Genomic DNA, 23745 nt, shown 5'->3' on the forward strand with positions numbered 1-23745 from the left:
CACCGCATCCAGACCGCAGTGCTGCGCGATCTCCGTGGCCTTCGACGACCAGGGCGAGATGGTCCCAGGCCGCGGCACCACCAGCAGCAGCCGGCCGGACGGCTCGCCACCCGCGCCCGCCGCCGGCCCGTAGCGCAGCAGGCGCTCCAGCACGGCACGCTCCTCGGGCGCCAGCGGCCGCGCCACGTCCGCGAAGTGCATCAGCACCGCGCTCAGGCGCGGGTCGGTCAGGCCGGCCTCGCGCAGGCGTTGCTCCAGCTTGGCCAGACGGAAGGCGGACAGGGCGGGCGCCCCGCGCAGACACAGCATCTCGGTGTTCTCCGGTGGGTGAAGCGGTCTCGAAGCGGGCATGATACGTGACCGGTCACGGCCCGCGCCGTTCCCGATGGGGCGGCCTCCGGATACGCCGATCAGCTACCGACCAGACTCGCGCAGATGCTCCCAGTCCACGCTCCGGGCCGCCCCACATTGCGCCAAGTCGACCAGCAGCAATTGCAACGCATCGACGGTTTGGCGAAACTGCCGGTCTGTCAGTTGCTTTTCACGGGCTTAGCAAGGGAAAAGCGCCGTGATCTCCGCCGCCGACGGTGTCCCCGGCCGCTGCGGGCGGGCCGCCACCACGAAAGTTCCCCGCCCCCCTGCACGTGCCAGCGCGCGCGTTCGCGGGCACCCGCTCGCGCACCAGCAACTCTTCGCGGGCACCCGCTCGCGCACCAGCAACTCCAGGTATCGGTCCCAGCCCGAGGTGCGGCACGTCTCGCGCCAGCCCCCGGGATTCGTGCCGGAAACCCCCGTCCGTGTTCGGCCGAACGGTAGGAGCACGCATTGAACCTCCCGATATTGTGCTAGGCTGCCTACGGCATAGCACCATACACATAAGGTGCTGCCTAGTGAACTATTTACCCCTGAGCCTAACCGACCCGGCGAAAGCTGACCTGCCTCTCGTCGTTGATCGCTTCTCGGACTTTTACCGAGCATCAGCATGCCTCACATTGGACATGGCGTACAACAACGCACGACAATTGGCACGCCCCGACCGAGATTGGTTAGCCCACTAACAAAAGGCCAAGCTCCAACGCCAAGTTGCGGGGCGGAGCTACGCTCCGCCCCGCAACTTGGCGCGGGCTGGCCTTAGCGTTGGGCGACAAAACCAAATGGATTCCACGAATGCCCCAGAGAATCCGCGATCTCTTGAAGTCATTGGAAGATGCCGGCTTCACAGAAATTTCGGGGGCAGGCAAGGGCTCTCACCGGAAATTGGTTCACTACAAGTATCCCGGCGCGGTAACGGTGAGCGGTAAACCCGGTGACGACGCGATGCAGTATCAAGAAGAGCAAGTTGCGCAAGCAATTGATGTGGTGCAGAAATGAAAGACCTTGACAGATACCACAAATGGGTAGAATGGAACGAAGATGATCAGGTTTACATCGGAAAATGCCCGGATCTTATAACAGGAATTCATGGAGAGAATCCCGTTCTCCTCTACGGAGAATTATGCGAGGTGATTCAGGACGTGATCGACCATTTCAATGCTGAGGGTCGTTCATTACCGGAGCCGCGAGTTCGCCCGATGAGCGAAGTCGCATAGATCGCCTCACGAATAAGGCTGGTTTTGGCATCGCTCGTACGCCGTGCCTCCGTGGTGAATAACTTTCAGGAGTAAGGGCCGACACGCTGCGTCCTCGTGCCGTAGGTTGGGTTAGCGACAGCGTACCCAGACAATCAATGGCTTACCGATGCCCATCGTCGGGTTACGCTGCGCTAACCCGATCTACACCGAGCGGAGGACACGCCGAGCTGCGCCTCGTGCCCACCCCTGCCGGTTGCCGCGGCGGGCCTGCGTGCGAGAATACAGCCGCCGCGGCGGCGCTCCCGCCGAGCGAACCGTTTCTCCACCGAATCGCCGCAGCCGAGGGCGTCCGCGATGACCACCGAAACCATGACCTACCGCGACGCGGGTGTCGACATCGACGCCGGCGAGGCGCTCGTCGAACGCATCAAGCCCGCCGTCGCGGCCACCCACCGGCCCGGCGTGCTGTCCGGGCTCGGCGGCTTCGGCGGGCTGTTCGAGCTGCCCGCGGGCTACCGCAATCCGGTGCTGGTGTCCGGCACCGACGGCGTCGGCACCAAGCTCAAGCTCGCGGTCGCCGCCGGGCGCCACGGCGGGGTCGGCATCGACCTCGTGGCCATGTGCGCCAACGACATCGTCGTCTGCGGCGCGGAGCCGCTGTTCTTTCTCGACTACTACGCCACCGGCAAGCTGGACGTGGACACCGCCGCGGCCGTCGTCGAGGGCATCGCCGAGGGCTGCCGCAAGGCCGGCTGCGCGCTCATCGGCGGCGAGACCGCCGAGATGCCCGGCATGTACGGCGACGGCGACTACGACCTCGCCGGCTTCTGCGTGGGCGTCGTCGAGAAGGACGCAATCCTTGAGCCGAAACGCGTCAGGCCCGGCGACGCCCTGGTAGCGCTGTCCTCCTCCGGGCCGCACTCCAATGGCTTCTCGCTGATCCGCCGGGTCCTGGATGCGAGCGGCGCCGGGCTCGACGACCCGCTGGACCCGACCGCCGAAAAGGCCACCACGCTGGCGGACGCCTTGCTCGCGCCGACGCGCATTTACATCAAGCCCGCGCTGGCGCTGGCCCGACACGGCGGCGTGCATGCGCTTGCGCACATCACCGGCGGTGGCATCACCGAGAACCTCCCGCGGGTGCTGCCCAAGGGCACCAAGGCCGTGGTGGATCTGCGCACCTGGCGACCGACCCCCGTGTTCCGTTGGCTAAGGGATGCCGGCAACATCACCGACGATGAGATGCTGCGCACCTTCAACTGCGGCGTGGGCATGATCGCGATCGTCGCCGCGGACCGCGCCGCCGGCGCCTGCGGGCTGCTGCGCACCGCCGGCGAGCACGCCTGGATCATCGGCCGCGTGGAGCCGCACGCGGGCGAGCCTTTGGTGGAGTACGCCGGTGCCAAGTGAGCGGCCCGATACCGGCACCCCCTTGCCGGTGGCGGTGCTGATCTCCGGCAGCGGCAGCAACCTCCAGGCGCTGATCGACGCGCAGCAGGCGGGCGAGCTGGCCGCGGACATCCGCGTCGTGGTCAGCAACCGTGCCGATGCCTACGGTCTCACCCGTGCCCGGCAGGCCGGCATCGAGACGCAGGTGCTCAGTCATCGGGGGTTTCCAAACCGCGCCGACTACGACGCCGCGCTGGCCGATCTGTTGGGCGACTTCGACCCCGGCCTAGTGGTGCTGGCGGGCTTCATGCGCATCCTCACGCCAGAATTCGTCGCCGGCTTCCACGGCCGGATGTTCAACATCCACCCCTCGCTGCTGCCCAAGCACCCGGGGCTGCACACCCACCAGCGGGCGCTGGAGGCTGGCGACACCGAGCACGGCGCCACGGTCCACTTCGTCACCGAGGAGCTGGACGGCGGCCCCGCCGTGATCCAGGCGCGCGTGCCCGTGCTGCCCGGCGACGACGCCGACCGGCTCGCCGCCCGCGTGCTGGCGCAGGAGCATCGCATCTACCCGCTGGCGGTGCGCTGGTTCGCGAGCGGCCGGCTGCGGCTGGACGACACCGGCCACGTGGTGCTGGACGACAAGCCCCTATCGGCGCCGGTGCGGCTCGACGAGCTGATCTAGGACTGATTCATCAGGCCCGCGCGAGCGGCCGCTTTTCACCATTTCAGCAGATACTGCCGGTTTTTCGCGGCTTCCTTTCGTGAAAGGCTAAAGAAGCCGGGCAAGATCACGGTCCTCGTCATCCACGAGCACGCCCTTGTGGGTCGGGCCGACGCAGAAGGCCGCACAATCAGGCGGTGACGTAGGCGGTGACGCCGCGTGCCATGAGTCACATGCCCCGTGTCGCGGGCAATGACGGGCTTGGGTCCTCAGCTCGACCTGCGACGCGACGACGTCTTCTCGCCAAGTCTCCAACGCGATGTTTGCGCGCGGCGGGCCGATCGGGGCGCGCTCGGCACCACGTCTACGGTCCTGCCCGCGGTGCACCGGAGCAAGCGCATGAAACGGTTCAAGAATGTACTCTATTTTGCGGACGGTGAGGATCGCCAGACCCTGGCCTTCAAGCGCGCGCTGCAGCTGGCGCGCCGCAACCGCGCCCGGCTCACCATCGCCGACGTCGTCGCCGACGAGGACCTGCCCGCCGATCTGCTGCGCCGGCTGGGCATCGCCGGCGAGCATCCTCAGCACACTGCACGCGTCGAGGCGCTGGCCCCGCTGGTCACCGCGGCCCGCGACCAGGGCATCAAGGTCCGCTCCCTCGTGCTGGGCGGCATCGCATTCGTGGAGATAATCCGTGCCGTGCTCCGCAACGGCTGCGATCTCGTCATGAAATCGGCGCGGCACAGCGCCGGCCCCACCAACCGGCTCTTCGGCACCACCGACCTGCATCTGCTGCGCAAATGCCCCTGTCCGGTGTGGATCGACCGCGCCGGGGCCGGCCAGGCGCCGCAGCACTATGCGAGCATCCTGGCCGCGGTGGATCCGAGCCAGCCGAATACCGCCGCACTGAACCGGCTCATCATGGATCTGGCCACCTTGCTGGCCGAGCGCGAGGGCGCGGCCTTGCACGTGGTGCATGCCTGGCGGCTGCCGTTCGAGTCGGCGCTGCTCACGGGTCGCGCGCGCATGCCGCCGGGCGAGCTGGCGGAGGCGCTGGGCTTCATACAGTGGCGCCGCGAGGAGGCATTGGGCGGCCTCCTGACCGACTACGGTCTGAGCCTGGAATCGCCGCGGGTGCACTTGCTGAAGGGCCATGCCGCGGAAGTGATCGCCGAGTGTGCCGACAAGGTCGGCGCCGAGCTCATCGTCATGGGCACCCTGGGCCGCGCCGGCGTGCCGGGGGTCTTCATCGGCAGCACCGCCGAGGACGTGATCCAGGCCGCCGAAACGCCGGTGCTGGCGGTGAAGCCGGAGCGCTTCGTGTCGCCGGTGACGCTTGGGTGAACGCCTCCGGCCCCGCGACGGCGTCGCGACCAGGCCTCGATCATCAATTCGGCATGAGGCCTTCTGCCGTAGGAGCGGTGTCCGCGCCGCGCCTCGGTGCCGATCGCGCCGAGGACGGCGCTCCCACGGGGATGAGACCGTGAAAATGGTCAGTATAGTCAGTGTAGGTCGGGTTACGCTATCGCTAATCGGACCTGCGATCCGCGCGATTTCGGCATTGCGAGCAATACTTGCTCAGTCTCAGATGGACAGACGTGCAATCAAGACCCTGAACCAGTTGCCCATTCACCGGGCGGCCCCATGATCGCGGGGCATTCCGCGACCTTGGCGTTGCCAGCGGCCAGTGCGGCGCTGAGCACGCCGACGTTCACCGCTGCACTGCTCGACGAGCTGAGGCCGTTGCTGGCGAGCCACCCGCTGCTGGCGGCGGCCACCGAACAGGGCGGACGCATCGAGCCCGCAAGCGTGCGACTGACCCTGCTGGGGGGCGATGCCGCGCAACGCGACCTGCGTCTTGGCGTCTTCTGCGATGAGATCGTCGGCGGCTGCAGTTGCGGGGACCCGCCCTACACGACCCCCCTCTATCTGGAGCTCACGCTGCGGCTGGACCCGCGCGCGGCCACCGCGAAAGTCCGCCTCCTACTGCGCTGATTGCGGACACGCACGACTGCATGCGCCACGCAATTGGCCTATCCTGCGGCCGAATGGCCGCAATCGTGCCTGGAACCGTGACTGTGTTTCCCACATTGTGGGCGTGCTCTGTGGTCGTGGTCGTAATCGAATATTCGACCACGACCACGACCACGAAGGCATGATTGGGAGCAACGCTGCACTAGTCCCCGGGCGGGCCCGACACGAGATGTACAAGATGCAGACCTCCGGGCCAGCCCCATTGTCGGGCTCCGCTGTCGCTCGGCCCAACCCCCGGCGAGGCCGCCCACACGCCCGCTGCCGGCAGCCGCCACGGACGCGCCGATGACCGTCACTGCCACTCCGCCCACGCTCGCGCTGGCGCGCCACGAGCCGCGGCGCGCCACGGTCAGCATCGGCGGCACCTGGCGGGTTACGCAGCGGCTGCCCCGGCTGGCGCGGGCACGAGAGCTGCTCGATCAATCACCGGACACCACACAGCTCGACTTCGACACCACCGCCCTGACCGACTGGGACTCGGGGCTGGTCACCTTCATCGCCGGGCTGGAGCAGGTCTGCCGCGAGCGCGGCATCCGCTGCGATCCGCAGGGTCTGCCGGCGGGTCTGCGCAAGCTGCTGGGGCTGGCCCGCTCGGTGCCGCAGACCGGCCGCGGTGGGCACGCCATGCAAGCAGCGCCGTCCTTCATCCGCCGGCTCGGCAGCGACTCGCTCGACCTGATCAAGTCCACCGGCGAGATCATGGAGTTCTTCGGCGAGGGCACCCTCGCCTTCCGCAACTTCGTGCTCGGCCGTGCCCGGTTTCGCCGCTCGGACCTGTGGCTCATCATGCAGGAGTCGGGTGCCGATGCCCTGCCCATCGTCGGCCTGGTGAGCTTCCTGGTGGGCATCATCCTCGGCTACATCGGCGACCAGCAGCTCAAGGACTTCGGCGCACAGATCTACGTGGCGGACCTGGTGGGGCTCGCGACGGTCATCCAGATGGGCGCGCTGGTGACCGCCATCGTGCTGTCCGGGCGCACCGGTGCCGCCTTCGCGGCGCAGATCGGCACCATGCAGGTGAACGAGGAGATCGACGCGCTGCGCACGCTGGGCATCTCGCCGATGGAGTTCCTGGTGCTGCCGCGCATGCTGGCGCTCATCGCCATGACGCCGCTGCTGGCCATCTACGCGGACCTGCTGGGCATCCTCGGCGGCGCCTTCGTCGGCACCGTGGTGGGCAGCCTGACGCTGGCGGCCTACCTCACCGAGACGCAAATCGCCATCGGCTGGAACCACATCATCCAGGGGCTCATCGCGGCCACCGTCTACGGCGCCATCGTCGCCGCCTCCGGCTGCCTGCGCGGCATGCAGTGCGGGCGCAGCGCGGCCGCCGTCGGCCAGGCGACGACCTCCGCGGTGGTGACTTCCATAGTCTTCATCGTCATCGCCGCCGCGGTACTGACCATCCTGTTCGATGCGACGGGCCTGTCGTGAGCAGCCCGCAATGACCACGGCGGCGGACACAGGGGCGAGCATCGCGCCCGACTCGCCGCAGATCCGGCTCGAGGGCATCACCCTGGGCTATGGCGACACCCTGGTGCAGAAGGATCTAAGCTTCGACATCCGCCGCGGCGACGTCTTCGTCATCATGGGCGGCAGCGGCTGCGGCAAGAGCACCGTCATGCGCTGTGTCACGGGCCTGCTGGAGCCCTGGGCCGGGCGCGTGCTGCTGCAGGGCGAGAGCCTGTGGGAGCAGCCGCCCGCGGCACGCAGCATGCTCATGCGCCGCAACGGCGTCATGTACCAAAGCGGCGCCCTGTGGAGCTCCATGACCCTGGAGGAGAACATCTGCCTGCCGCTGGAGCAGTACACCGACCTGGCCCCGGAGCAGATGCGCGCCATCGCCGAGTACAAGCTGGCGCTGGTGGGGCTCGCGGGCTATGGCGACTACTATCCGTCCGAGATCAGCGGCGGCATGCGCAAGCGCGTTGGCGTCGCCCGGGCCATGGCGCTGGACCCTGATACGCTGTTCTTCGACGAGCCGTCAGCCGGACTCGACCCCATCTCGGCGCGGCGCCTGGACGAGCTGATCCTGGAACTGCGCGACAGCCTCGGCACCACCATGGTGGTCATCACGCATGAGCTGGACAGCATTTTCACCATCGCGGACGATTCGGTGTTCCTGGATGCGGAGACCAAGACCATGCTCGCCACCGGCAACCCGCGCGAGCTGCGCGAGCACTCTCCTATCGCGCAGGTACGCACCTTCCTGAACCGTGGCGAGGCAGGCGCGTATGGCTCCGCGTAACAGCGGCCCTTGGCCCTCCTTCGCCGCCGGCAGTCCCTCACCAGCCCGCAAGTAGGCCGCCGCAATGAGCAAGCAGGCCAACCCGACGGTGATAGGCGGCTTCGTGCTGGGCGCGCTGGCACTGGTGGTGGTGGGCCTGCTGACGTTCACCAGCGGCGCCTGGTTTCGCGAGCGGGTGCAGATGGTGACCTATTTCAACACCACGGTGCAGGGGCTCACGCTGGGCTCGCAGGTGCTCTTCGAGGGCGTGCCCGTCGGCCAGGTAACGGACATCGGCGTGGACTACGTGCCCGCCCGCGAGACCTTCCGCATCCCGGTGCACTACGAGATCTGGCCACGGCAATTGCACATTCTCGGTGCTGCCAAGGGCGAGAACGTGCGCCAGTTGCTGCACCAATTGGTGGAGAAGCACGGCCTGCGCGCCAAGCTGGAGTCCGTGAGCTTCGTCACCGGACAGTACGTCATCACCCTGGGCCTGGAACCGGACGCGCCGCCGGTGAGCTATACCCTGGAGCCAAAGGGCCCCGTGCGGGTGCCACCGACCCCGGCCACGCGCGAGCAGCTCGAGGAGCTGTTCCGGAGCATCGACATCACGGAGCTCATCGCATCGGCAACGGGGGCGCTGAAACAACTGGACGCGCTGCTTGGCTCCCCGGAGCTCAAGTCGGCCCTGTCCAACCTCGACAAGACCCTGCACGGCACTGATGTCCTGCTCGCCGAGCTCAACGGCAAGCTCGGTCCGCTGCTCACGGACATCGACCAGGCCGTGGCCCAGTACGGCGGCTTGGCCGAGTCCCTGAACACGCAGATAAAGCCCCTCGCCAAGCTCATCGAGGAGCGCGTGTCCACCGCCAGCGCCGATATCTCCAGCATGGCGCGCAACGTCGACGCCAACATCACGCCGGTGGCGACCGCGGCCGTCGCGGCCCTCGACCAGGTCCGCGCGGCGATGCAAGCCATCGGCAGCCTCACGGGCGAGGGCTCGACGACGCGCTACCAGCTCTCGGAATTGCTGAGCCAGGCGACCCGCGCGGCGGAGTCGCTGCGCTCGCTGGCGGACTACCTGGAGCGCCACCCCGAGGCGCTGCTCCAGGGCAAGCGCTGAGATCCGACCGCGGCCCTTGACACTAACTGTCTGATTTCGCACACTTCGCCTCTTTTCCCGCAGCTTTGGCAGGGACTCGCGCCGGCTGTGGTGCGCCGGCCCGGCATTGAGCCGGGCGTGCGCGACGCCATCTTTTGACGGACATGGCCAAGACCCTCTACATCCAGACCTACGGTTGCCAGATGAACGAGTACGACTCCGCGCGCATCGCGGACGTGCTGCGGGCATCCCATGGCATCGAGCTCACCAAGCACCCGGCGTCGGCGGACATTCTGCTGCTCAACACCTGCTCCATCCGCGAGAAGGCGCAGGAGAAGGTGTTCTCCCAGCTCGGCCGCTGGCGGCCCTGGAAGGCGCGCCGGCCGGGGCTGGTGATCGGCGTCGGCGGCTGCGTGGCGAGCCAGGAGGGCGAGGCCATCCGCGAGCGCGCACCGTACGTGGACCTGGTGTTCGGCCCGCAGACCCTGCACCGGCTGCCGGAGATGCTGGACGCGCTGCTGGCCGAGCGGGCGCCGCAGATCGACGTCTCCTTCCCTGAGATCGAGAAGTTCGACCGGCTGCCGGAGCCCCGCGCCGACGGCCCGACGGCCTTCGTTTCGGTGATGGAAGGCTGCTCCAAGTACTGCACCTACTGCGTGGTGCCCTACACCCGCGGCGAGGAGGTCAGTCGGCCCTTCGACGACGTGATCCACGAGGTCGCCACCCTCGCCGAGCAGGGCGTGCGCGAGGTCAACCTGCTCGGGCAGAACGTCAACGCCTACCGCGGCCCCATGCACGACGGCGAGATCGCGGATTTGAGCCTGCTGATCCGCTACGTCGCCGCCATCGATGGCATCGACCGGATTCGGTTCACGACCTCCCACCCGGTGGAATTCTCCGACAGCCTCATCGAGGTCTACGCCGAGGTGCCGGCGCTGGTTAGCTTCGTGCACCTGCCGGTGCAAAGCGGCTCGGACCGCATCCTGGCGCTGATGCAGCGCGGCCACACCGCAATGGAATACAAGGATAAGATCCGCCGCCTGCGGCGCGCGCGGCCGGGCATCAGCATCTCATCGGACTTCATTGTGGGCTTTCCCGGCGAGACCGACGCGGACTTCGACGCCACCATGGCGCTGATCACCGAGATCGGCTTCGATCAGTCCTTCAGTTTCATCTATAGCCCGCGGCCGGGCACGCCGGCGGCGGCGCTGCCGGACGACGTGACGCGTGCGGTCAAGCAGCAGCGGCTCGCGCGCCTCCAGGCGCAGATCAGCCACCAGGCGCAGGTCATCAGCAGGCGTATGGTGGGCGAGATGCATCGCGTGCTGGTGGAGGGCCCGTCCCGCAAGGACCCGGCCCAGCTCGCCGGACGCACCGAGAACAACCGCGTGGTGAACTTCTCCGCGCCGGCTGCGCTCATCGGTGAGTTTGTCGACGTACGCATTACCGAGGCGCTGCCCAACTCCCTGCGTGGCGAGCTCGCTGCACCCTATTCCGCAACGGATGCGGTCCATGCGACAGCGGATGCCGCCACGCTGGCAACTCGCGCCAACGTCACTTGAGCGCAGACCCGTACACCATCGACCTCGAGCTGTCCCCGGCCGACAACGAGCGGCTGTCCAGCATGTGCGGGCCGCTCGACCAGCATCTGCGGCTCATCGAGCGCCGGCTCGGCATCGAGATCAGCAACCGTGGCGTCAGCTTCCGCATCGTCGGCGAGCCGGCTGCCGCGGCAGTGGGCGAGCAGGTGCTGCGCGACCTCTACGACGCCGCGGCCACCGAGCCCGTCTCGGCTGAGTCCGTGCACCTGCAGCTCCAGCAGGCCGGCGCGGAGGACACCGCGGCGGACCTGGCCGAGCACCTGCCCGAGGTGCTCATCAAGACCAGGCGCGGCCTCATCAAGGCTCGCGGCGCCGCCCAGCAGGCCTACCTGCACACCATCGTCACCCACGACATCAGCTTCGGCGTGGGCCCCGCTGGGACCGGCAAGACCTACCTCGCCGTCGCCTGCGCGGTGGAGGCGCTGGAGTCCGAGCGCGTGCGCCGGCTGCTGCTGGTGCGCCCGGCGGTGGAAGCGGGCGAGCGCCTGGGCTTCCTGCCCGGCGACCTGGCGCAGAAGATCGACCCCTATCTGCGCCCGCTGTACGACGCCCTGTTCGAGATGCTCGGCTTCGAGAAGGTCAACAAGCTCATCGAGCGCAACGTCATCGAGGTGGCACCGCTCGCCTACATGCGCGGGCGCACGCTGAACGACGCCTTCATCATTCTGGACGAGGCACAGAACACCACGCCCGAGCAGATGAAGATGTTCCTGACCCGCATCGGCTTCGGCTCCACCGCCGTCATCACCGGCGACGTCACCCAGATCGACCTGCCGCGGGGCCAGCCCTCCGGGTTGAAGCAGGCGCTGAAGATTCTCAAGGGCGTCCCCGGCATCGGCTTTACCCACTTCGGCTCGCGCGACGTCGTCCGCCATGCCCTGGTGCAGCGCATCGTCGATGCCTACGACCTCCACGACCACAAGGAAGGGAGCCACGAGTGAGCACCTCACCCGAAAGCGGTGGCGCGGCGGATGCCGAGCCTCCCTCCAGCAACGCGGCGCCGTCGCTGGACCTGCACATTCAGCGCGCCTGCGACGCGGTGGACCTGCCCGACGACGCGCAACTACAGGCCTGGGTGCAGGCGGCACTCGCCGGCGTCCTGGAACGGCCACGTCGGGCCACCACGCTGACGCTGCGCATCGTCGATGCCGACGAGGGCGCCGAGCTGAACCAGCGCTACCGCGGCCGTAGCGGCCCCACCAACGTGCTGTCCTTCCCGTTCGAGCCGCCGCCGGGCCTGCCGCCCGCGGCCATGGCAGCCCTCGACGAGGAACTGGCCGCAGAGCTGGCCGCGGAGCTGGGCGACATCGTCATCTGCGCCCCCGTGCTGCGGCGCGAGGCCGAGCAGCAAGGCAAGCGCCTCGCCGCCCACACTGCACACCTGGTGGTGCACGGCACCTTGCACCTGCTCGGCTACGACCACATCGACCCCGCGGAGGCCTCCGAGATGGAGGCGCTGGAAACCGTCATTCTCGGCGGGTTAGGATTTTCAACACCCTACGAGGTCTCCGAAGAGCCTGATGACGAGCGACCGAGCGCGTAGCGGCGCGCAACCCCTGCCCCAATCCCTCCCCTGGCGCAAGCGCATCTGCCGCCTGCTGGGCCAGGAGCCCAAGGACCGGGCGGAGCTCATCGAGATCCTGAAGGATGCCGAGCGCATGGGCCTGCTGGACCGCGACGGCCTCGGTATGATCGAGGGTGTCATGCAGGTGGCGGACCTCCGCGTCGGCGACATCATGATCCCGCGCGCCGAGATGGTGGCCGTGCGCCGCGACGACCCGCTGGAGCGTATCCTCGAGATCGCCGTCGACTCCGCCCACTCCCGCTTTCCGGTCACCGGCGAGGACAAGGGCGAGGTGATCGGCATCCTGCTGGCCAAGGACTTGCTCGCCCACTGCAGCGAGACCCGCCGCCAGGGCGCCTTCAACATCCGCGATCACCTGCGCAGCGCCGTGTTCGTGCCGGAGAGCAAGCGCCTCAACGTGCTGCTGAAGGAGTTCCGCAGCAGCCGCAACCACATGGCCATCGTCGTCGACGAATACGGCAGCGCCGCCGGGCTCGTCACCATCGAGGACGTGCTGGAGCAGATCGTCGGCGACATCGAGGACGAGCACGACCACGACGAGGGCGCATTCATCTTCAAGCGCGGCAAGGGCGAGTACACCGTCAAGGCCCGCACCAGCGTCGAGGACTTCAACGACTACTTCGGCAGCGGCCTCGACACCGAAGACTTCGACACCGTCGGCGGCGTCGTCATCAACGCCTTCGGCCGCCTGCCCACCCGCGGCGAGCGCACCGAGCTCCAAGGCTTCCGCTTCACCGTGCTGCGCGCGGACAGCCGCCGAGTGCATCTGCTCACCGTCAAGCCACTGGCGGCGGAGTCTGCCGCGCTGGCCACGAAGTAGCGCCTCAGCGGTGGCACCGCCGCCGCACGCTCTGCGCATCGGCCTCCAGCACAATTCGCCCCTGAACCTTGCTCCCGTGGGAGCGGCGTCCTCGCCGCGACTCGCCGCGATCGGGCGCGCCATCGCGCCGAGGACGGCGCTCCCACACGGGCGGGCGAGCCTTGCTCATCACTCGGTCCGAAGCAGGAGGACCGACAATCAGGCGGTTACGGCACGCGCCCTGTGGGGCTTCGTGCCTCGGCCCGGCCTACACCGGATGCTTACCCAGTGGCACCCGCCGGGCGCGCCGCGGCTGCGGCGCACACGGACGGTCCGCGCATCCGTGCGCACACTAGTTAAGCGACAGCTTTTTGCCCTATTATCGATAGGGGAAAAGAGCTTAGTCAGTGCATGCTGGCGCTGAGCCCGGATGGCCGGCGCGCCTTCGTCGGCAGCCTGGCTGAGCCCCACCTCGCCGCCGGGCGTGGAGTGCGCTACGTCGGCGACGCCGCGCCGGACAACCCCAACGGCAGCCTGCGGCCGGTGCGCAACGGCTCGCCGTTCGTGGCCTTCTACCGCTGACAGGAGACGGACATGAACGAGCAAGCGCTGCCGGTGGAGATCGAGCTCGTCACGGGGGTCAAGGTCTGCCGCGACTGCAAGTGGTTTTGGGAGCCGACGCCCGCGTACGGCCCCTTCGCCTGCTTCGAGTTCAAGCCGGGCGAGCAGCTGAAGCCTCGCCCGGCGGTACCGACGAGCGACCACAAGGGCATCGCCTGGGCCGAGCTGCGCACCGCCGGTGCCCACGTCATCGAGCCCTCGATCCTGCACGGCTGCCGCAAGGCGCCGATCATGACCATCGGCATCAATCCCAACATGACCGCCTTCTACGCCTCCACCCAGGGGGCGAGCTGGTGCTATCCGCGCTTCCAGCGCGCCGCTGACTACGCCTTCTACCACCGCTACCGGACGGTCTTCCAGGAGAGCTTCGCACCCGGTGCGCTCGGCGCCTGGCACGTGCCCGGCACCGAGGTGCGCGCCCGGGCGGCAGGCAAGCTCGTGTCCATCCAGCGCGGCGATGCGCACCGCTGGATCCTGCTGGAGCTGGCCTACGACGACGGCACCGAGGAGCAGATCGAGCTGACCTGGGACGGCGACCAGCGCTACGTCATCACCAAGGACCGCGGGGGCGAGGGCCGGGTGGACGCCGGCGACGTGCTGGCAGTGAAGTTGGCGGTGCCGGCGGGACAGGACGTCGCCGTCGAGCTCAACCGGGTCGCCTACTATCAGCGCTTTCAGACCGTGCTGGACCGGGTCAACGCCCGCCTCGGCAGCCACCTCGAGCTCGGCGAGGACGTCTCCCAGCACGACCTCGTCGCCTGCCCCTCCCCCGGCTGGACCGACAAGTACGACATCCCCACCGAGTGGATCTACCACCAGTGCGTCGAGAAGAACCGCTGGCTGCTGCACCAGCTGGTGCAGTCGCGCCCGGCGCTCCTGGTGTTCTCCGGGCAGAGCGCGCTGGCCATGTTCCTGCGCACCATGGCGCGTCACGTGCAGCCCGACGGCGAGCGGCTGCGCACCGCGCTGAAGCAGCGCGGCACGGACATCTTCCACCTGATGCAGGACCTGAAGGAGCGGCCGCGCCACCTGGTGGTGAATCACGGCGGCGTCGCGTTCCGCGCGCGCATCATCGCCTCACCGCACTTTTCCTACGACGACAACTTCTTCGACCGTCGCGGCGACTGCGAGGCCCCCGGCGGCTACTGCCGCATTCCAGCGCCCATCTGGACCGCCTTCACCGAGACATTCCCGGCCGAGGCCGAGTTCCTGGCATGTGCGCGTCGCATCGCCAGGCGGCCCGGCTACAGCGGCGAGACGCTGGTTTGCCTCGATGAGCGCCCCGTTGACGGAGGCCAGCCGGAGGCGTTCCGCAGCTTCAACGCCCTGGCGCTGAAGCTGCTCGAGCTGTTCTGCTTCAGCCCCATCGACATCATGGCGGAGGTCATCGAGGACGAGATCGCTGCCGGCAATCTCACCCTGGACCCCCAGACCGGCCACCTCGCCCGCAGCGCCGGCCCCTGCCGCTTCTGCGACAACGAGTACTGGCGCTTCGCTGATGGCTGTTCCTACCCTTCGGGGGGCGGCGACGCACGCGGGGCGGAGCAGGAGCGCGCCGCGGTCCAGGCCCTGGCTGGCTCTTGAGCAGCCGAGGCGCACGGCACCCGGCCATCATCTATCCCACCGGCGGCGAGGCCCGAGCGTCCGCCCCCACCCCCGACCACGCGCGACCGGCGACGCATGCGCTGATCATCGGCATCGGCTGCTATCGGCACCTGGTGGATGGCACAGACACCAGGGACGCGCTGCCGCAGCAGGTGGGCACGCTGAAGCAGCTCACCGGGGCGCCACGCTCGGCGCTGGCATTCACCGAGCTCGCCATCGCGGCCGCGGGCTCCTGGCGCGCACCGCTGGGCAGCGTAGAGCTGTTGCTCACCGTTTAGCTCACCTTGATCGGCCCCACCCGGCAGGCGCTGGCCAAGATCCTCACCTTCGGCGAGCCGGAGGCGGAGCTGATCTTCAACTACGAGCGGGCCATCAGCGCCGCCTGGAAGGAGCCGTCGCTGCAACAGGCCCTGGGCTACCGTCTCGTGTTCCCGCCGGCGGGGCAAGAGGGGATCGAGATCGAGGTTTAGTCCGGCCGCACCGACATGCCGCCAACACATGACATCGACACCAAAATCGATATCGATATCGGCATCGAAATCGAAATCGGGATCGGGATCGGATCACAACGCCGTCCACTACCGTGGCCCGGTGGGAGCGGCGTCCTCGCCGCGATTGGGCGCCCGTCGCGCCGAGTACGACGCTCCCAGGGCAGCAGGCCAAGTTAAGATCGGCGCCAGCCTTGCGCTACCCTGACGCTTTGCGCACTGAGCCATGATTAAGGACAACCCCCATTATTTGCTTTGAGTGACGCCTAGCTGGTAATACGCCTGGTGTCCATAGGCGTATCGGGCGCGCTGCGTCACTATTAGGGCCACAGGGAGGTTTGAGGGAGTCGATGAAGTGGCGGTGCGCGAAGCGCGAGGGACGAGCCGACCACGGGTGATCCGAGCAATAGACGTGAACGGCCATTTGACAACGGCGGTGGTGCATTCCGGTAACTGCTGATGCAGTCAGCATGAACCTCGCGCCGGTGGACGGTGGATGATGCAAGCGGGATCAGCGCGCACCGAAGCTGTCGGCGCCGGATGGGGGGACGCCCGTGTGGCGCATCATGGCGCCAGCGTTCCGGCGCTGAGGGGATGACAGGGAGCAAGCGCGATTGCGCGGGAGCTGCGCATGGTGCAAGCAGTGACCTGAACGTCTGGTCAATGCAATGGTCAGCGGGGCATGCGGCGGATGACTGAGTAAGAGTATTGGGGGGAACTTGCGAGGAGCTGGGAGCGATTTTCGGCCAGCCTGGAAGGTCAGTTGCCCGATGGCACGCGTGCCATCGGGCTTCTCTTTATTGACACCTGGCCCGGATCGGCACGACGCCGCGATCCAGGTCGGCGCGCAGCCATGCCAGCGCTGCATCCAGATTGGCCGCGGCGGCATTACCGAGTGACTCACCAAGGCCGAAGCACTCACCGCGCACCGCGAGGGTTTCGAGTGGCGGAGCAACGCCGTAGAGCCGTTGGTAGACCGCGGCGAGGGCCGCCGGGCTCAGGCTGTGGGTGCTGAAGGCGTGCGTCGGGTCGGGGCTGACCAGGCCGTGTGCGTAGGGCACCGGGCCGCCAGCGGCGGCGTCGACGACGATGACGCGGCGGCGGCCGCGCAGATCCAGCGCATGCTCGGGCTGGAGCTGGTAGACGTCCAGCAGCTCGATGGCCGATGTGTCGCCGGCGCCGCCCCGGGCGAACTCGGCGCGCAGGCGCTCCAACAGCAGCGGACCGATCGCGTCGTCACCGCGGGCCGGATTGCCGACACCGATAACGAGCACCGCTGCCCTGCCCTGCGCGGGCTCGGGCTCCAGCAGGCTCAACGGGGCATCCCGTCCCCGGCGCCAGCAATGCCCGGTGGGCCCCGGCGAACGGCGCCGTCCGCGTCACGCCGGAGCTGGTCGAGCACCTCGCCGTCGCCGCGTACCAGCGTCACGGCCAACGGCATCTGCCCGAGTGCGTGGGTGGCGCACGACAGACAGGGGTCATAGGCGCGGATGGCCACCTCGATACGGTTCAGCAGCGGCTCGGTGAGGGTGCGGCCATCCAGCTCGTCCTGCGCGACGCGGCGGATGGACTCGTTCATCACCTGGTTGTTGTTGGTGGTCGAGACGATGAGATTCGCGCGTGACACCAAGCCGTCGGCATCGATCTCGTAGTGGTGGAACAGCGTCCCGCGCGGCGCCTCGATGACACCGATGCCGGTGCGGCGGAAGCCGTTGGCGCCGGGCACCCCCTCGCGCACCAGGTCGTCGCCGATGAGGTCCGGATCGCCGAGCAGGCGCTCGATGGCCTCGGCGCAGTACAGCAGCTCAATGAGCCTGGCCCAGTGGATGGCGAGCGTCGCCTGCACCGGACGTCCGTCGCCGAGGGCGACGAGCTCCTGCCGCGCGCGCTCCGCCCGGGGCGTATCGATGAAGTCGCAATTGCTCACCCGCGCCAACGGTCCGACCCGGTACCAGCCCGTCTCGGGCCCCAGGGCGGCGATGAACGGGAACTTCATGTAGCTCCAGGGCTTTACCTGCTCGTGCAGCAGCGCCGCGTAGTCCTGATCGGAGGCATGGTCGAACAGCGTCCGGCCCGCGGCGTCGCGGGCGCGCAGGCCGCCGTCATAGAGCTCCAGCGCGCCGTCCGGGCGCACCAGGCTCAGCGTGTTGGCCGGCACGGCCGCGAAGCGGCGGAACTCCTCGCCGCCGGCCAGGAAGATCCGCCGCATCAGCCCGACGACCTCCTCGGCCCACTGGATCACCTGGGCGATGTCGATGCCGAGGAGCTCGCGGTCAGCGTTGTCCAGCGCCTTGTTGACCCCGCCCGGGATGGCGGCGTTGCCGTGGATGCGCTTGCCGGAGCAGACCCGGATCACCTCTTGCCCATAGCGGCGCAGCAGCACGCCCCGGCGGGCGAGGTCCGGCTGATCGCGGATCAGGCCAACGATGTTCCGATGCGCCGGGTCGTCGTCGAAGCCGAACAACAGATCCGGCGACGCCAGGTGAAAGAAGTGCAGCGCATGCGATTGCAGCACCTGGCCAAAGTGCATCAGCCGGCGCATCTTCTCCGCCGTCGGGCTCAGGGTTTCGGCACCGACGAACCGGTCGCAGGCCTTGGCCGCCGCGAGCTGGTGACTCACCGGGCAGATACCGCACAGGCGCTGCACAATGACTGGCAGCTCCACGAAGGGCCGACCCTGGATGAAGCGCTCGAAGCCGCGGAACTCGACGATATGCAGCCGCGCCTGGCGCACGTGATCATCATCGTCCAGCAGCAGCGTCACCTTGCCGTGACCCTCGACGCGGGTCAGGGGCTCGATGGCCACCCGGCGCAGGCGCTCGGGATGAGTCGCGGTCTCCAAGGTGCTCGACATGCTTCTGTCTCCAATCAGTCGTAGTGCAACTGCTCCCAGGGCAACACCACCGCCCGCCCTTCCAGCACTGCCGTGAGCAGGCTCCAGATGGCGTCCGCCGACGGCGGGCAACCGGGCAGGAAGTGGTCTACCCGCACCACCTCGTGGATGGGGTGCACCTGGCTCAGCAGCAGCGGTAGCTCCGGGTCGTCCGGGATGCCGCGGTCGACCAGACCTTGGCCGCGCACGAAGGCCTCATGCAGACACTCCGCCAGCGGCACGTTGTTGCGCATGGCCGGGATGCCGCCCGTGATGGCGCAGGCGCCGACGGCCACCAGCACCCGGCAGTTGCGCCGGAACTCCCGCAGCACTTCCACGTTCTCGGCATTGGCGGCACCGCCCTCGATGAGGCCGATGTCGCACGGCCCGAGGTGCTTGATGTCGGTGAGTGGCGTGCGGTCGAGTGCCACCAGCTCCACCAGATCAAGGAAACGCTCGTCCAGATCCAGCAGCGACATGTGGCAGCCGAAGCAGCCGGCCAGCGACGCCGTGGCGACCCTGAGCTTGGCGCCGGGCCTGTCCCAGGGGCTGCGCGGGGCTGGCGCGTTCATAGCTCGACATCCTCGGCATCGAGCCGCGGCGCGACATCGCCGACGTGGCCGATAGGCGAGCGGTCGTAGTACCGCTTGCCGATGGGTATCCGGAACACCTGCCGCCGCGGCAGGATGGCGCCGACGGGGCAGACGCGCGCGGCCGCGTCGTCCTTGCTGAAGCTGGAGTCGCCGAGCAGGCCGGTGGGCGAGTCGACGATGAGCCGGCTCGCAATGCCGCGGCCGCTGATGGCGAAGACACGCTTGCCGTCATCATCGCGGCTCGCGCGCACGCAGAGCTCGCAGAGGATGCAGCGGTTGTGGTCCAGCACGAAGTCCGGGTGCGAAGCATCCACGGCCCGGCGCGGGAAGCGCTGCGGGAAGCGCGGCGTCAGCATGCCGCAGTGGTAGGCCACCGCCTGCAACGCGCAGGCGCCGGACACCTCGCAGGCGGGGCAGATGTGGTTGCCCTCGATGAACAGCATCTGCACCACCGCGAGCCGCAGCGCGCGGATGTCATCGGCCTCGCTCTCGACGACGAGGTCCGGCTGGGCCGGCGTGGTGCAGGCGGACAGCTCCAGGCCGTTGGCCCGCACCACGCACACCCGGCAACTGCCGTGGGGCGCGGAGCCGGGCTTGTGGCAGAGGTGCGGGATGTACACGCCGGCAGCGAGCGCCGCATCCATGATGGTCTGGCCAGGCGTAAAGGGGATGCGCCCGCCGTCGAGTGTGAAGGCGGGACGCTCGTTCGCGGCGTTCTGCGCGTCGTTCATTGCTGCTGCTCCGCTGGATGGCTCAGGCGTCGCCGCTCAGGTGGGCGGCGGCATCGTCGCGGTGGGTGAGCGACCGCGCCTCCGCCAGCGCCGCATCCAGGTCGAACGCCGGCGCGTAGTCGGCCATGCAAAGCCGCCTCGTGTAGATGTGCGGGAACTTGTCCAGCGTGTCGAGCACATGGTTCGGCGCCGTGCGTCCAAGCCCGCAGTGGCTGGCGCGGTGCATCACCCCCGCGACGTCGCGCAGCTCGGCCAGGTCATGCGCGGAGGCGGCCCCGGCGGCGACCTTTTCGACGAGATCCAGCACCAGCCGACCGCCCACCCGGCACGGCGTACAGAAGCCACAGCTCTCATGCGCAAAGAACCAGGCGAAGTTTCGCACCATTTCCAGCAGGTCGCGGCTCGCATCGAGCACGATGAAGGCGCCGGACGCGGGCAGGTCCTCGAAGGCCAGCTCGCGGTCGAATTCCGCCGGTGTCAGCGTGATGCCGGCGGCGCCCGAAACCTGCACCGCCTGGGTGTCGGCGGCGCCGCAACGCTCGAGCACCTCGGCAACGGAGGTGCCGAAGGGCACCTCGTAGAGGCCGGGCCAGGTGCAGTCGCCGCTGACGCTCAGAATCTTGCTGCCCGGAGAACGCTCCGTGCCCTGGCCGCGGAACCAGTCGGCGCCGTGCTCGACGATGCGCGCAGCGGCGAGGAAGGTCTCCACGTTGTTCACCAGGGTCGGCCGGTCCAGGTAGCCCTCGATAACGGGGAAAGGCGGGCGCTTGCGGGTGATGCCGCGCTTGCCCTCTAGGGACTCGATCAGCGCCGATTCCTCGCCGCAGATGTAGGCGCCGGCGCCGAGATGGATGCGGATGTCGAAGTCGAAACCCCCGGTTGCGCCGTATCGGCTCCCCGGCCACCCGCCGATGCCGGCGCCCAACAGCCCCTGCGCCCGGCGCCGGGCGAGCACCGCCTCCAGGTGCTCCAGCAGGTAGCGGTATTCGCCTCGCAGGTACAGAAAGCCCTCCGACGCGCCCACCGCCCCGGCGGCGATGGTCATGCCCTCGAACACCAGATCCGCGTAGCTGGTGAGCAGCACGCGGTCTTTAAAGGTCCCGGGCTCGCCCTCGTCGGCGTTGCAGACGACGACCTTGTCCTTGCCCCGGGCGGCGCGGCACAGGCACCACTTGTCCGCGGTGGTGAAGCCGGCGCCGCCGCGCCCGCGCAGCCCGGACGCCGCCAGCGCCGCCAGCACCCGGTCGGCGCCGTGCGCCAGCAGTGCCTCCAGGCCCGCCTCGCGCGGCTCCAGGTCGGCGAGCAAGAGCCCCGGCTGCTCGACGTTGTTGGACACCACGAACAGCTCCTGCGGCCAATGCGCCAGCGGCGTGTCCGCCTCCACCAGCGCGGCAACGCGGCGGAGGCGCTCCGCATCCAGTCGCGTCAGTGCATGGCCGTTGACCAGCGCCGCCGGCCCCTGATCGCACATGCCGGTGCAGGCAGTGACATCGACGCTGACGCGGCCGTCCGCCCGCGGCTCCCCGATGCGCACCCCAAGTGCCGTGCAGAGCTGCGCGCACAGTGCTTGACTGCCGCGCATGCGGTCGGTGATGTTGTCACTCAAGCGGATGTCGAAGCGCCCGCGCGGCGTCAGGTGCAAGAAGGCATAGAAGTCCACCGCCGCCAGGATTTGCGCGCGCGTCACGCCGAGGACCGCGACCAGCCGCTCGATGGCCGGCTCCGGCACGTACGAGAACGCCTGCTGCAACGCGATAAGATGCTGCAGCACCGTGTGCGGCCCCGTGCCGAGCGCCGCGAGCGACGCCCCCAGCACGCGCTCGATGCGGGCGGCTTGCGGTGGCTGAGGATGATCCCCGCCGTGCTCCGGAAGGCGGTTCGGCAGGTGACGCAAGCGCTCGCCGCCGTCATCTTCGACGTCTGTTGCTGCCACGTTGCGCTGTGCTGCCAGCCCGGGATCACTGCTCATCGGCCCCTCCCACCGTGGGCGCGTGCGGTCCGCGCAATGCCCTATGCGGCACCGGCGGCCTCAAGCCATTGCTTGAGTATAGTCATGGCTTTCCATGATGATGATTCCGGAAACCTTGATGCGGCCAGGGGCAAAGCCCCTTCCGAGGCCGACGATGGACACGTTGGAACCCGGTCGGCAGCGCCAGTTCCGCCCGCCATAACAGAATGATCCGCCGACGACGCAACCCATGATCCAGCGCAATACCACCCACCAGCCGAGACATTTCATGGAATACCCGAAACACCGCAACGCGTTGCCGGGCGCACTGCTGCTGACCCTTTGCCTACTCACCGCGCCATCGCTCGCCGCCGCCTCGCTGCCGGTCGCCGTGGACGGCAAGCCGCTGCCGAGCCTGGCACCGATGCTCGAGCGGGTCATGCCCGGCGTCGTCAACGTGTCCACCCTGACGCGGCGCAAGCTGGACAACATCCCGCTGCTGCGCGATCCCTTCTTTCGGCGCTTCTTCCAGATTCCGGGCCAGCCGCAGGAGCAGGACAGCCAGAGCCTCGGCTCCGGCATCGTCGTCGACGCCAAGCGCGGCATCGTCGTCACCAACCACCACGTCGTCCAGGGCGCGGACGAGATCCGCGTCACCCTGCACGACGGCCGCCGTGTGGACGCAAAGCTCATCGGCTCGGACCCCGAGACCGACATCGCCGTGCTCCAGGTCCAGGCGCACGACCTGAAGGCGGTGCCGCTGGCGGACTCCGACAACCTCAAGGTGGGGGACTTCGTGGTGGCCATCGGCAGCCCGTTCGGGCTGGCGCAGACGGTCACCTCAGGCATCGTCAGCGCGCTCGGGCGCACCGGGCTCGGCATCGAGGGCTACGAGAACTTCATCCAGACCGATGCCTCCATCAACCCCGGCAACTCCGGCGGCCCGCTGGTGAACCTGAACGGCGAGCTGGTGGGCATCAACACCGCCATCCTCGCCCCCGGCGGCGGCAACGTCGGCATCGGCTTCGCGATCCCCACCAACATGGCGCGCTCCGTCATCGACCAGATCCTCGAGTACGGCAGCGTGCGCCGCGGCCTGTTCGGCGCCGCGGCCCAAGACCTGACGCCGGAGCTGGCCGATGCCATGGGCACCCCGGAGCGCCGCGGTGCCGTCATCTCCAGCGTGGAGCCCGACTCCGCCGCCGAGCACGCGGGGCTGCGGCCCGGCGACCTGGTGCTGGCGCTCGACGGCCAGCCGGTGAGCAGCGCGTCCGGCCTGCGCACCCGCATCGGGCTGGTACGCGCCGGCAGTGCGGTGCAGCTCACCGTGCTGCGCAAGGGCCAAAAGCTCACCCTGAAGGGCAAGGTGGAGGACCCGTACGCGGACTTCGTCCACGGCGAGCAGATCAACCCGGCCCTCGAAGGTGCCCTCATCGGCGAGCGCCAAAGCGTCTCACGGCACGGCCACCAGCGGGTGGTGCAGGTGGGTCCGCTGCGCCCCGGCAGCCCCGCCTGGCTCGCGGGGCTGCGCGAGGACGACCTGATCCTCGGCGCCAACGGCTACGAGATCCACTCCCTGGGTAATCTACGCCAGGCGCTGCGCTCCGGCATCGACAGCCTGCAAGTGCTGCGCGACGACCAGCTCCTGCTGCTCGCCCGGCGCTAACCGGGAGCGCCACCGGGAGCGCCACCGGGAGCGCCACCGGGAGCGCCGGCATCTTGCCGGCAACTGGGAGCGCCGGCATCTTGCCGGCCACCGGGAGCGCCGACGTCTCGCCGGCATAGTCGATCGGCTGCGTACCGCTGGTTTAGGAGCATCGGGGTGCATTCGCGGTTTGGGGCGACTGAACAGGATGTTCCCGTCCCAGGGGCGAGACGCCCCTGGTCCCAGTTGCCGGCAGGATGCCGG

The 23745-nt window shown here is 68.6% G+C and carries 24 protein-coding genes; 18 read left to right on the forward strand and 6 right to left on the reverse strand.

Features of this window, described 5'->3' with window-relative positions; all coding sequences use genetic code 11:
- Window positions 1-309, reverse strand: a 309-nt coding sequence (locus tag LJE69_RS04030) for a hypothetical protein (RefSeq protein ID WP_296921746.1), incomplete at its 3' end; no start/stop codon positions are given.
- A 581-nt stretch (window positions 310-890) separates the two neighbouring features.
- On the opposite strand from LJE69_RS04030, the gene LJE69_RS20935 reads away from it, so the two are divergent.
- The 17 genes from LJE69_RS20935 to LJE69_RS04110 all read left to right on the forward strand — a co-directional run bounded on the left by LJE69_RS20935 (window position 891) and on the right by LJE69_RS04110 (window position 15674).
- On the forward strand, window positions 891-1058 hold the full coding sequence (locus LJE69_RS20935; RefSeq protein WP_367114623.1) for a DUF3825 domain-containing protein: 168 nt from the start codon (window positions 891-893) through the stop codon (window positions 1056-1058).
- A 109-nt stretch (window positions 1059-1167) separates the two neighbouring features.
- Window positions 1168-1371, forward strand: a complete 204-nt coding sequence (locus LJE69_RS04035; RefSeq protein ID WP_296921747.1) for a type II toxin-antitoxin system HicA family toxin — start codon at window positions 1168-1170, stop codon at window positions 1369-1371.
- A 554-nt stretch (window positions 1372-1925) separates the two neighbouring features.
- A complete protein-coding gene (purM, locus tag LJE69_RS04040) occupies window positions 1926-2981 on the forward strand; it encodes a phosphoribosylformylglycinamidine cyclo-ligase (RefSeq protein ID WP_296921749.1) in 1056 nt (351 codons plus the stop codon).
- Window positions 2971-3648 carry a phosphoribosylglycinamide formyltransferase gene (purN, locus tag LJE69_RS04045; RefSeq protein WP_296921751.1) on the forward strand — a complete coding sequence of 226 codons (678 nt, stop codon included), beginning with the start codon at window positions 2971-2973 and terminating at the stop codon, window positions 3646-3648. Before purM ends, purN begins: the two co-directional genes overlap by 11 nt.
- Before the next feature lie 378 nt (window positions 3649-4026).
- Window positions 4027-4971: a universal stress protein gene (locus LJE69_RS04050; RefSeq protein ID WP_296921753.1), complete on the forward strand. Its 945-nt coding sequence runs from the start codon at window positions 4027-4029 to the stop codon at window positions 4969-4971.
- Between the two features lie 300 nt (window positions 4972-5271).
- Window positions 5272-5622 (forward strand): hypothetical protein, encoded by a 351-nt coding sequence (locus LJE69_RS04055; RefSeq protein WP_296921755.1) that lies wholly within the window; start codon window positions 5272-5274, stop codon window positions 5620-5622.
- 324 nt (window positions 5623-5946) lie between these two features.
- Window positions 5947-7095 (forward strand): ABC transporter permease, encoded by a 1149-nt coding sequence (locus LJE69_RS04060; RefSeq protein WP_296921757.1) that lies wholly within the window; start codon window positions 5947-5949, stop codon window positions 7093-7095.
- A gap of 10 nt (window positions 7096-7105) precedes the next feature.
- Window positions 7106-7909: an ABC transporter ATP-binding protein gene (locus LJE69_RS04065; RefSeq protein ID WP_296921759.1), complete on the forward strand. Its 804-nt coding sequence runs from the start codon at window positions 7106-7108 to the stop codon at window positions 7907-7909.
- 64 nt (window positions 7910-7973) lie between these two features.
- Window positions 7974-9014 carry an MlaD family protein gene (locus tag LJE69_RS04070; RefSeq protein WP_296921760.1) on the forward strand — a complete coding sequence of 347 codons (1041 nt, stop codon included), beginning with the start codon at window positions 7974-7976 and terminating at the stop codon, window positions 9012-9014.
- A 143-nt stretch (window positions 9015-9157) separates the two neighbouring features.
- Window positions 9158-10555: a tRNA (N6-isopentenyl adenosine(37)-C2)-methylthiotransferase MiaB gene (miaB, locus tag LJE69_RS04075; protein WP_296921762.1), complete on the forward strand. Its 1398-nt coding sequence runs from the start codon at window positions 9158-9160 to the stop codon at window positions 10553-10555.
- Window positions 10552-11535 carry a PhoH family protein gene (locus LJE69_RS04080; protein WP_296921764.1) on the forward strand — a complete coding sequence of 328 codons (984 nt, stop codon included), beginning with the start codon at window positions 10552-10554 and terminating at the stop codon, window positions 11533-11535. Before miaB ends, LJE69_RS04080 begins: the two co-directional genes overlap by 4 nt.
- A gap of 71 nt (window positions 11536-11606) precedes the next feature.
- Window positions 11607-12137 carry an rRNA maturation RNase YbeY gene (ybeY, locus tag LJE69_RS04085; RefSeq protein ID WP_296921787.1) on the forward strand — a complete coding sequence of 177 codons (531 nt, stop codon included), beginning with the start codon at window positions 11607-11609 and terminating at the stop codon, window positions 12135-12137.
- Window positions 12115-12999 carry an HlyC/CorC family transporter gene (locus LJE69_RS04090; protein WP_296921766.1) on the forward strand — a complete coding sequence of 295 codons (885 nt, stop codon included), beginning with the start codon at window positions 12115-12117 and terminating at the stop codon, window positions 12997-12999. The genes ybeY and LJE69_RS04090 overlap by 23 nt, the downstream gene beginning before the upstream one ends.
- Before the next feature lie 390 nt (window positions 13000-13389).
- Window positions 13390-13560 (forward strand): hypothetical protein, encoded by a 171-nt coding sequence (locus LJE69_RS04095; RefSeq protein ID WP_296921768.1) that lies wholly within the window; start codon window positions 13390-13392, stop codon window positions 13558-13560.
- Between the two features lie 12 nt (window positions 13561-13572).
- Window positions 13573-15183, forward strand: coding sequence for a hypothetical protein (locus LJE69_RS04100; RefSeq protein ID WP_296921769.1), 1611 nt, complete (start codon window positions 13573-13575; stop codon window positions 15181-15183).
- Window positions 15180-15482 carry a hypothetical protein gene (locus tag LJE69_RS04105; RefSeq protein ID WP_296921771.1) on the forward strand — a complete coding sequence of 101 codons (303 nt, stop codon included), beginning with the start codon at window positions 15180-15182 and terminating at the stop codon, window positions 15480-15482. Before LJE69_RS04100 ends, LJE69_RS04105 begins: the two co-directional genes overlap by 4 nt.
- Before the next feature lie 6 nt (window positions 15483-15488).
- Window positions 15489-15674, forward strand: coding sequence for a hypothetical protein (locus LJE69_RS04110; RefSeq protein WP_296921773.1), 186 nt, complete (start codon window positions 15489-15491; stop codon window positions 15672-15674).
- An 815-nt stretch (window positions 15675-16489) separates the two neighbouring features.
- Here LJE69_RS04110 and LJE69_RS04115 read toward each other — a convergent pair.
- From LJE69_RS04115 to LJE69_RS04135, 5 genes are read right to left on the reverse strand one after another with little or no spacing between them, the layout of a single operon-like run.
- Window positions 16490-17008: a hydrogenase maturation protease gene (locus tag LJE69_RS04115; protein WP_296921775.1), complete on the reverse strand. Its 519-nt coding sequence runs from the start codon at window positions 17006-17008 to the stop codon at window positions 16490-16492.
- Window positions 17005-18546, reverse strand: a complete 1542-nt coding sequence (locus LJE69_RS04120; RefSeq protein ID WP_296921777.1) for a Ni/Fe hydrogenase subunit alpha — start codon at window positions 18544-18546, stop codon at window positions 17005-17007. Before LJE69_RS04120 ends, LJE69_RS04115 begins: the two co-directional genes overlap by 4 nt.
- A gap of 14 nt (window positions 18547-18560) precedes the next feature.
- Window positions 18561-19136 carry an NADP oxidoreductase gene (locus LJE69_RS04125; protein WP_296921780.1) on the reverse strand — a complete coding sequence of 192 codons (576 nt, stop codon included), beginning with the start codon at window positions 19134-19136 and terminating at the stop codon, window positions 18561-18563.
- The gene (locus tag LJE69_RS04130) at window positions 19133-19888 is read right to left on the reverse strand and encodes a 2Fe-2S iron-sulfur cluster-binding protein (protein WP_296921782.1); all 756 of its coding nucleotides are present in this window, start codon (window positions 19886-19888) and stop codon (window positions 19133-19135) included. The genes LJE69_RS04125 and LJE69_RS04130 overlap by 4 nt, the downstream gene beginning before the upstream one ends.
- 22 nt (window positions 19889-19910) lie before the next feature.
- Window positions 19911-21857 (reverse strand): NAD(P)H-dependent oxidoreductase subunit E, encoded by a 1947-nt coding sequence (locus tag LJE69_RS04135; RefSeq protein ID WP_296921783.1) that lies wholly within the window; start codon window positions 21855-21857, stop codon window positions 19911-19913.
- Between the two features lie 268 nt (window positions 21858-22125).
- On the opposite strand from LJE69_RS04135, the gene LJE69_RS04140 reads away from it, so the two are divergent.
- Window positions 22126-23502: a DegQ family serine endoprotease gene (locus LJE69_RS04140; RefSeq protein ID WP_296921785.1), complete on the forward strand. Its 1377-nt coding sequence runs from the start codon at window positions 22126-22128 to the stop codon at window positions 23500-23502.
- The last annotated feature ends 243 nt before the right edge of the window (window positions 23503-23745 follow it).

The organism is Thiohalocapsa sp., assembly GCF_022340605.1.
Lineage (GTDB): Bacteria > Pseudomonadota > Gammaproteobacteria > Chromatiales > Chromatiaceae > Thiohalocapsa.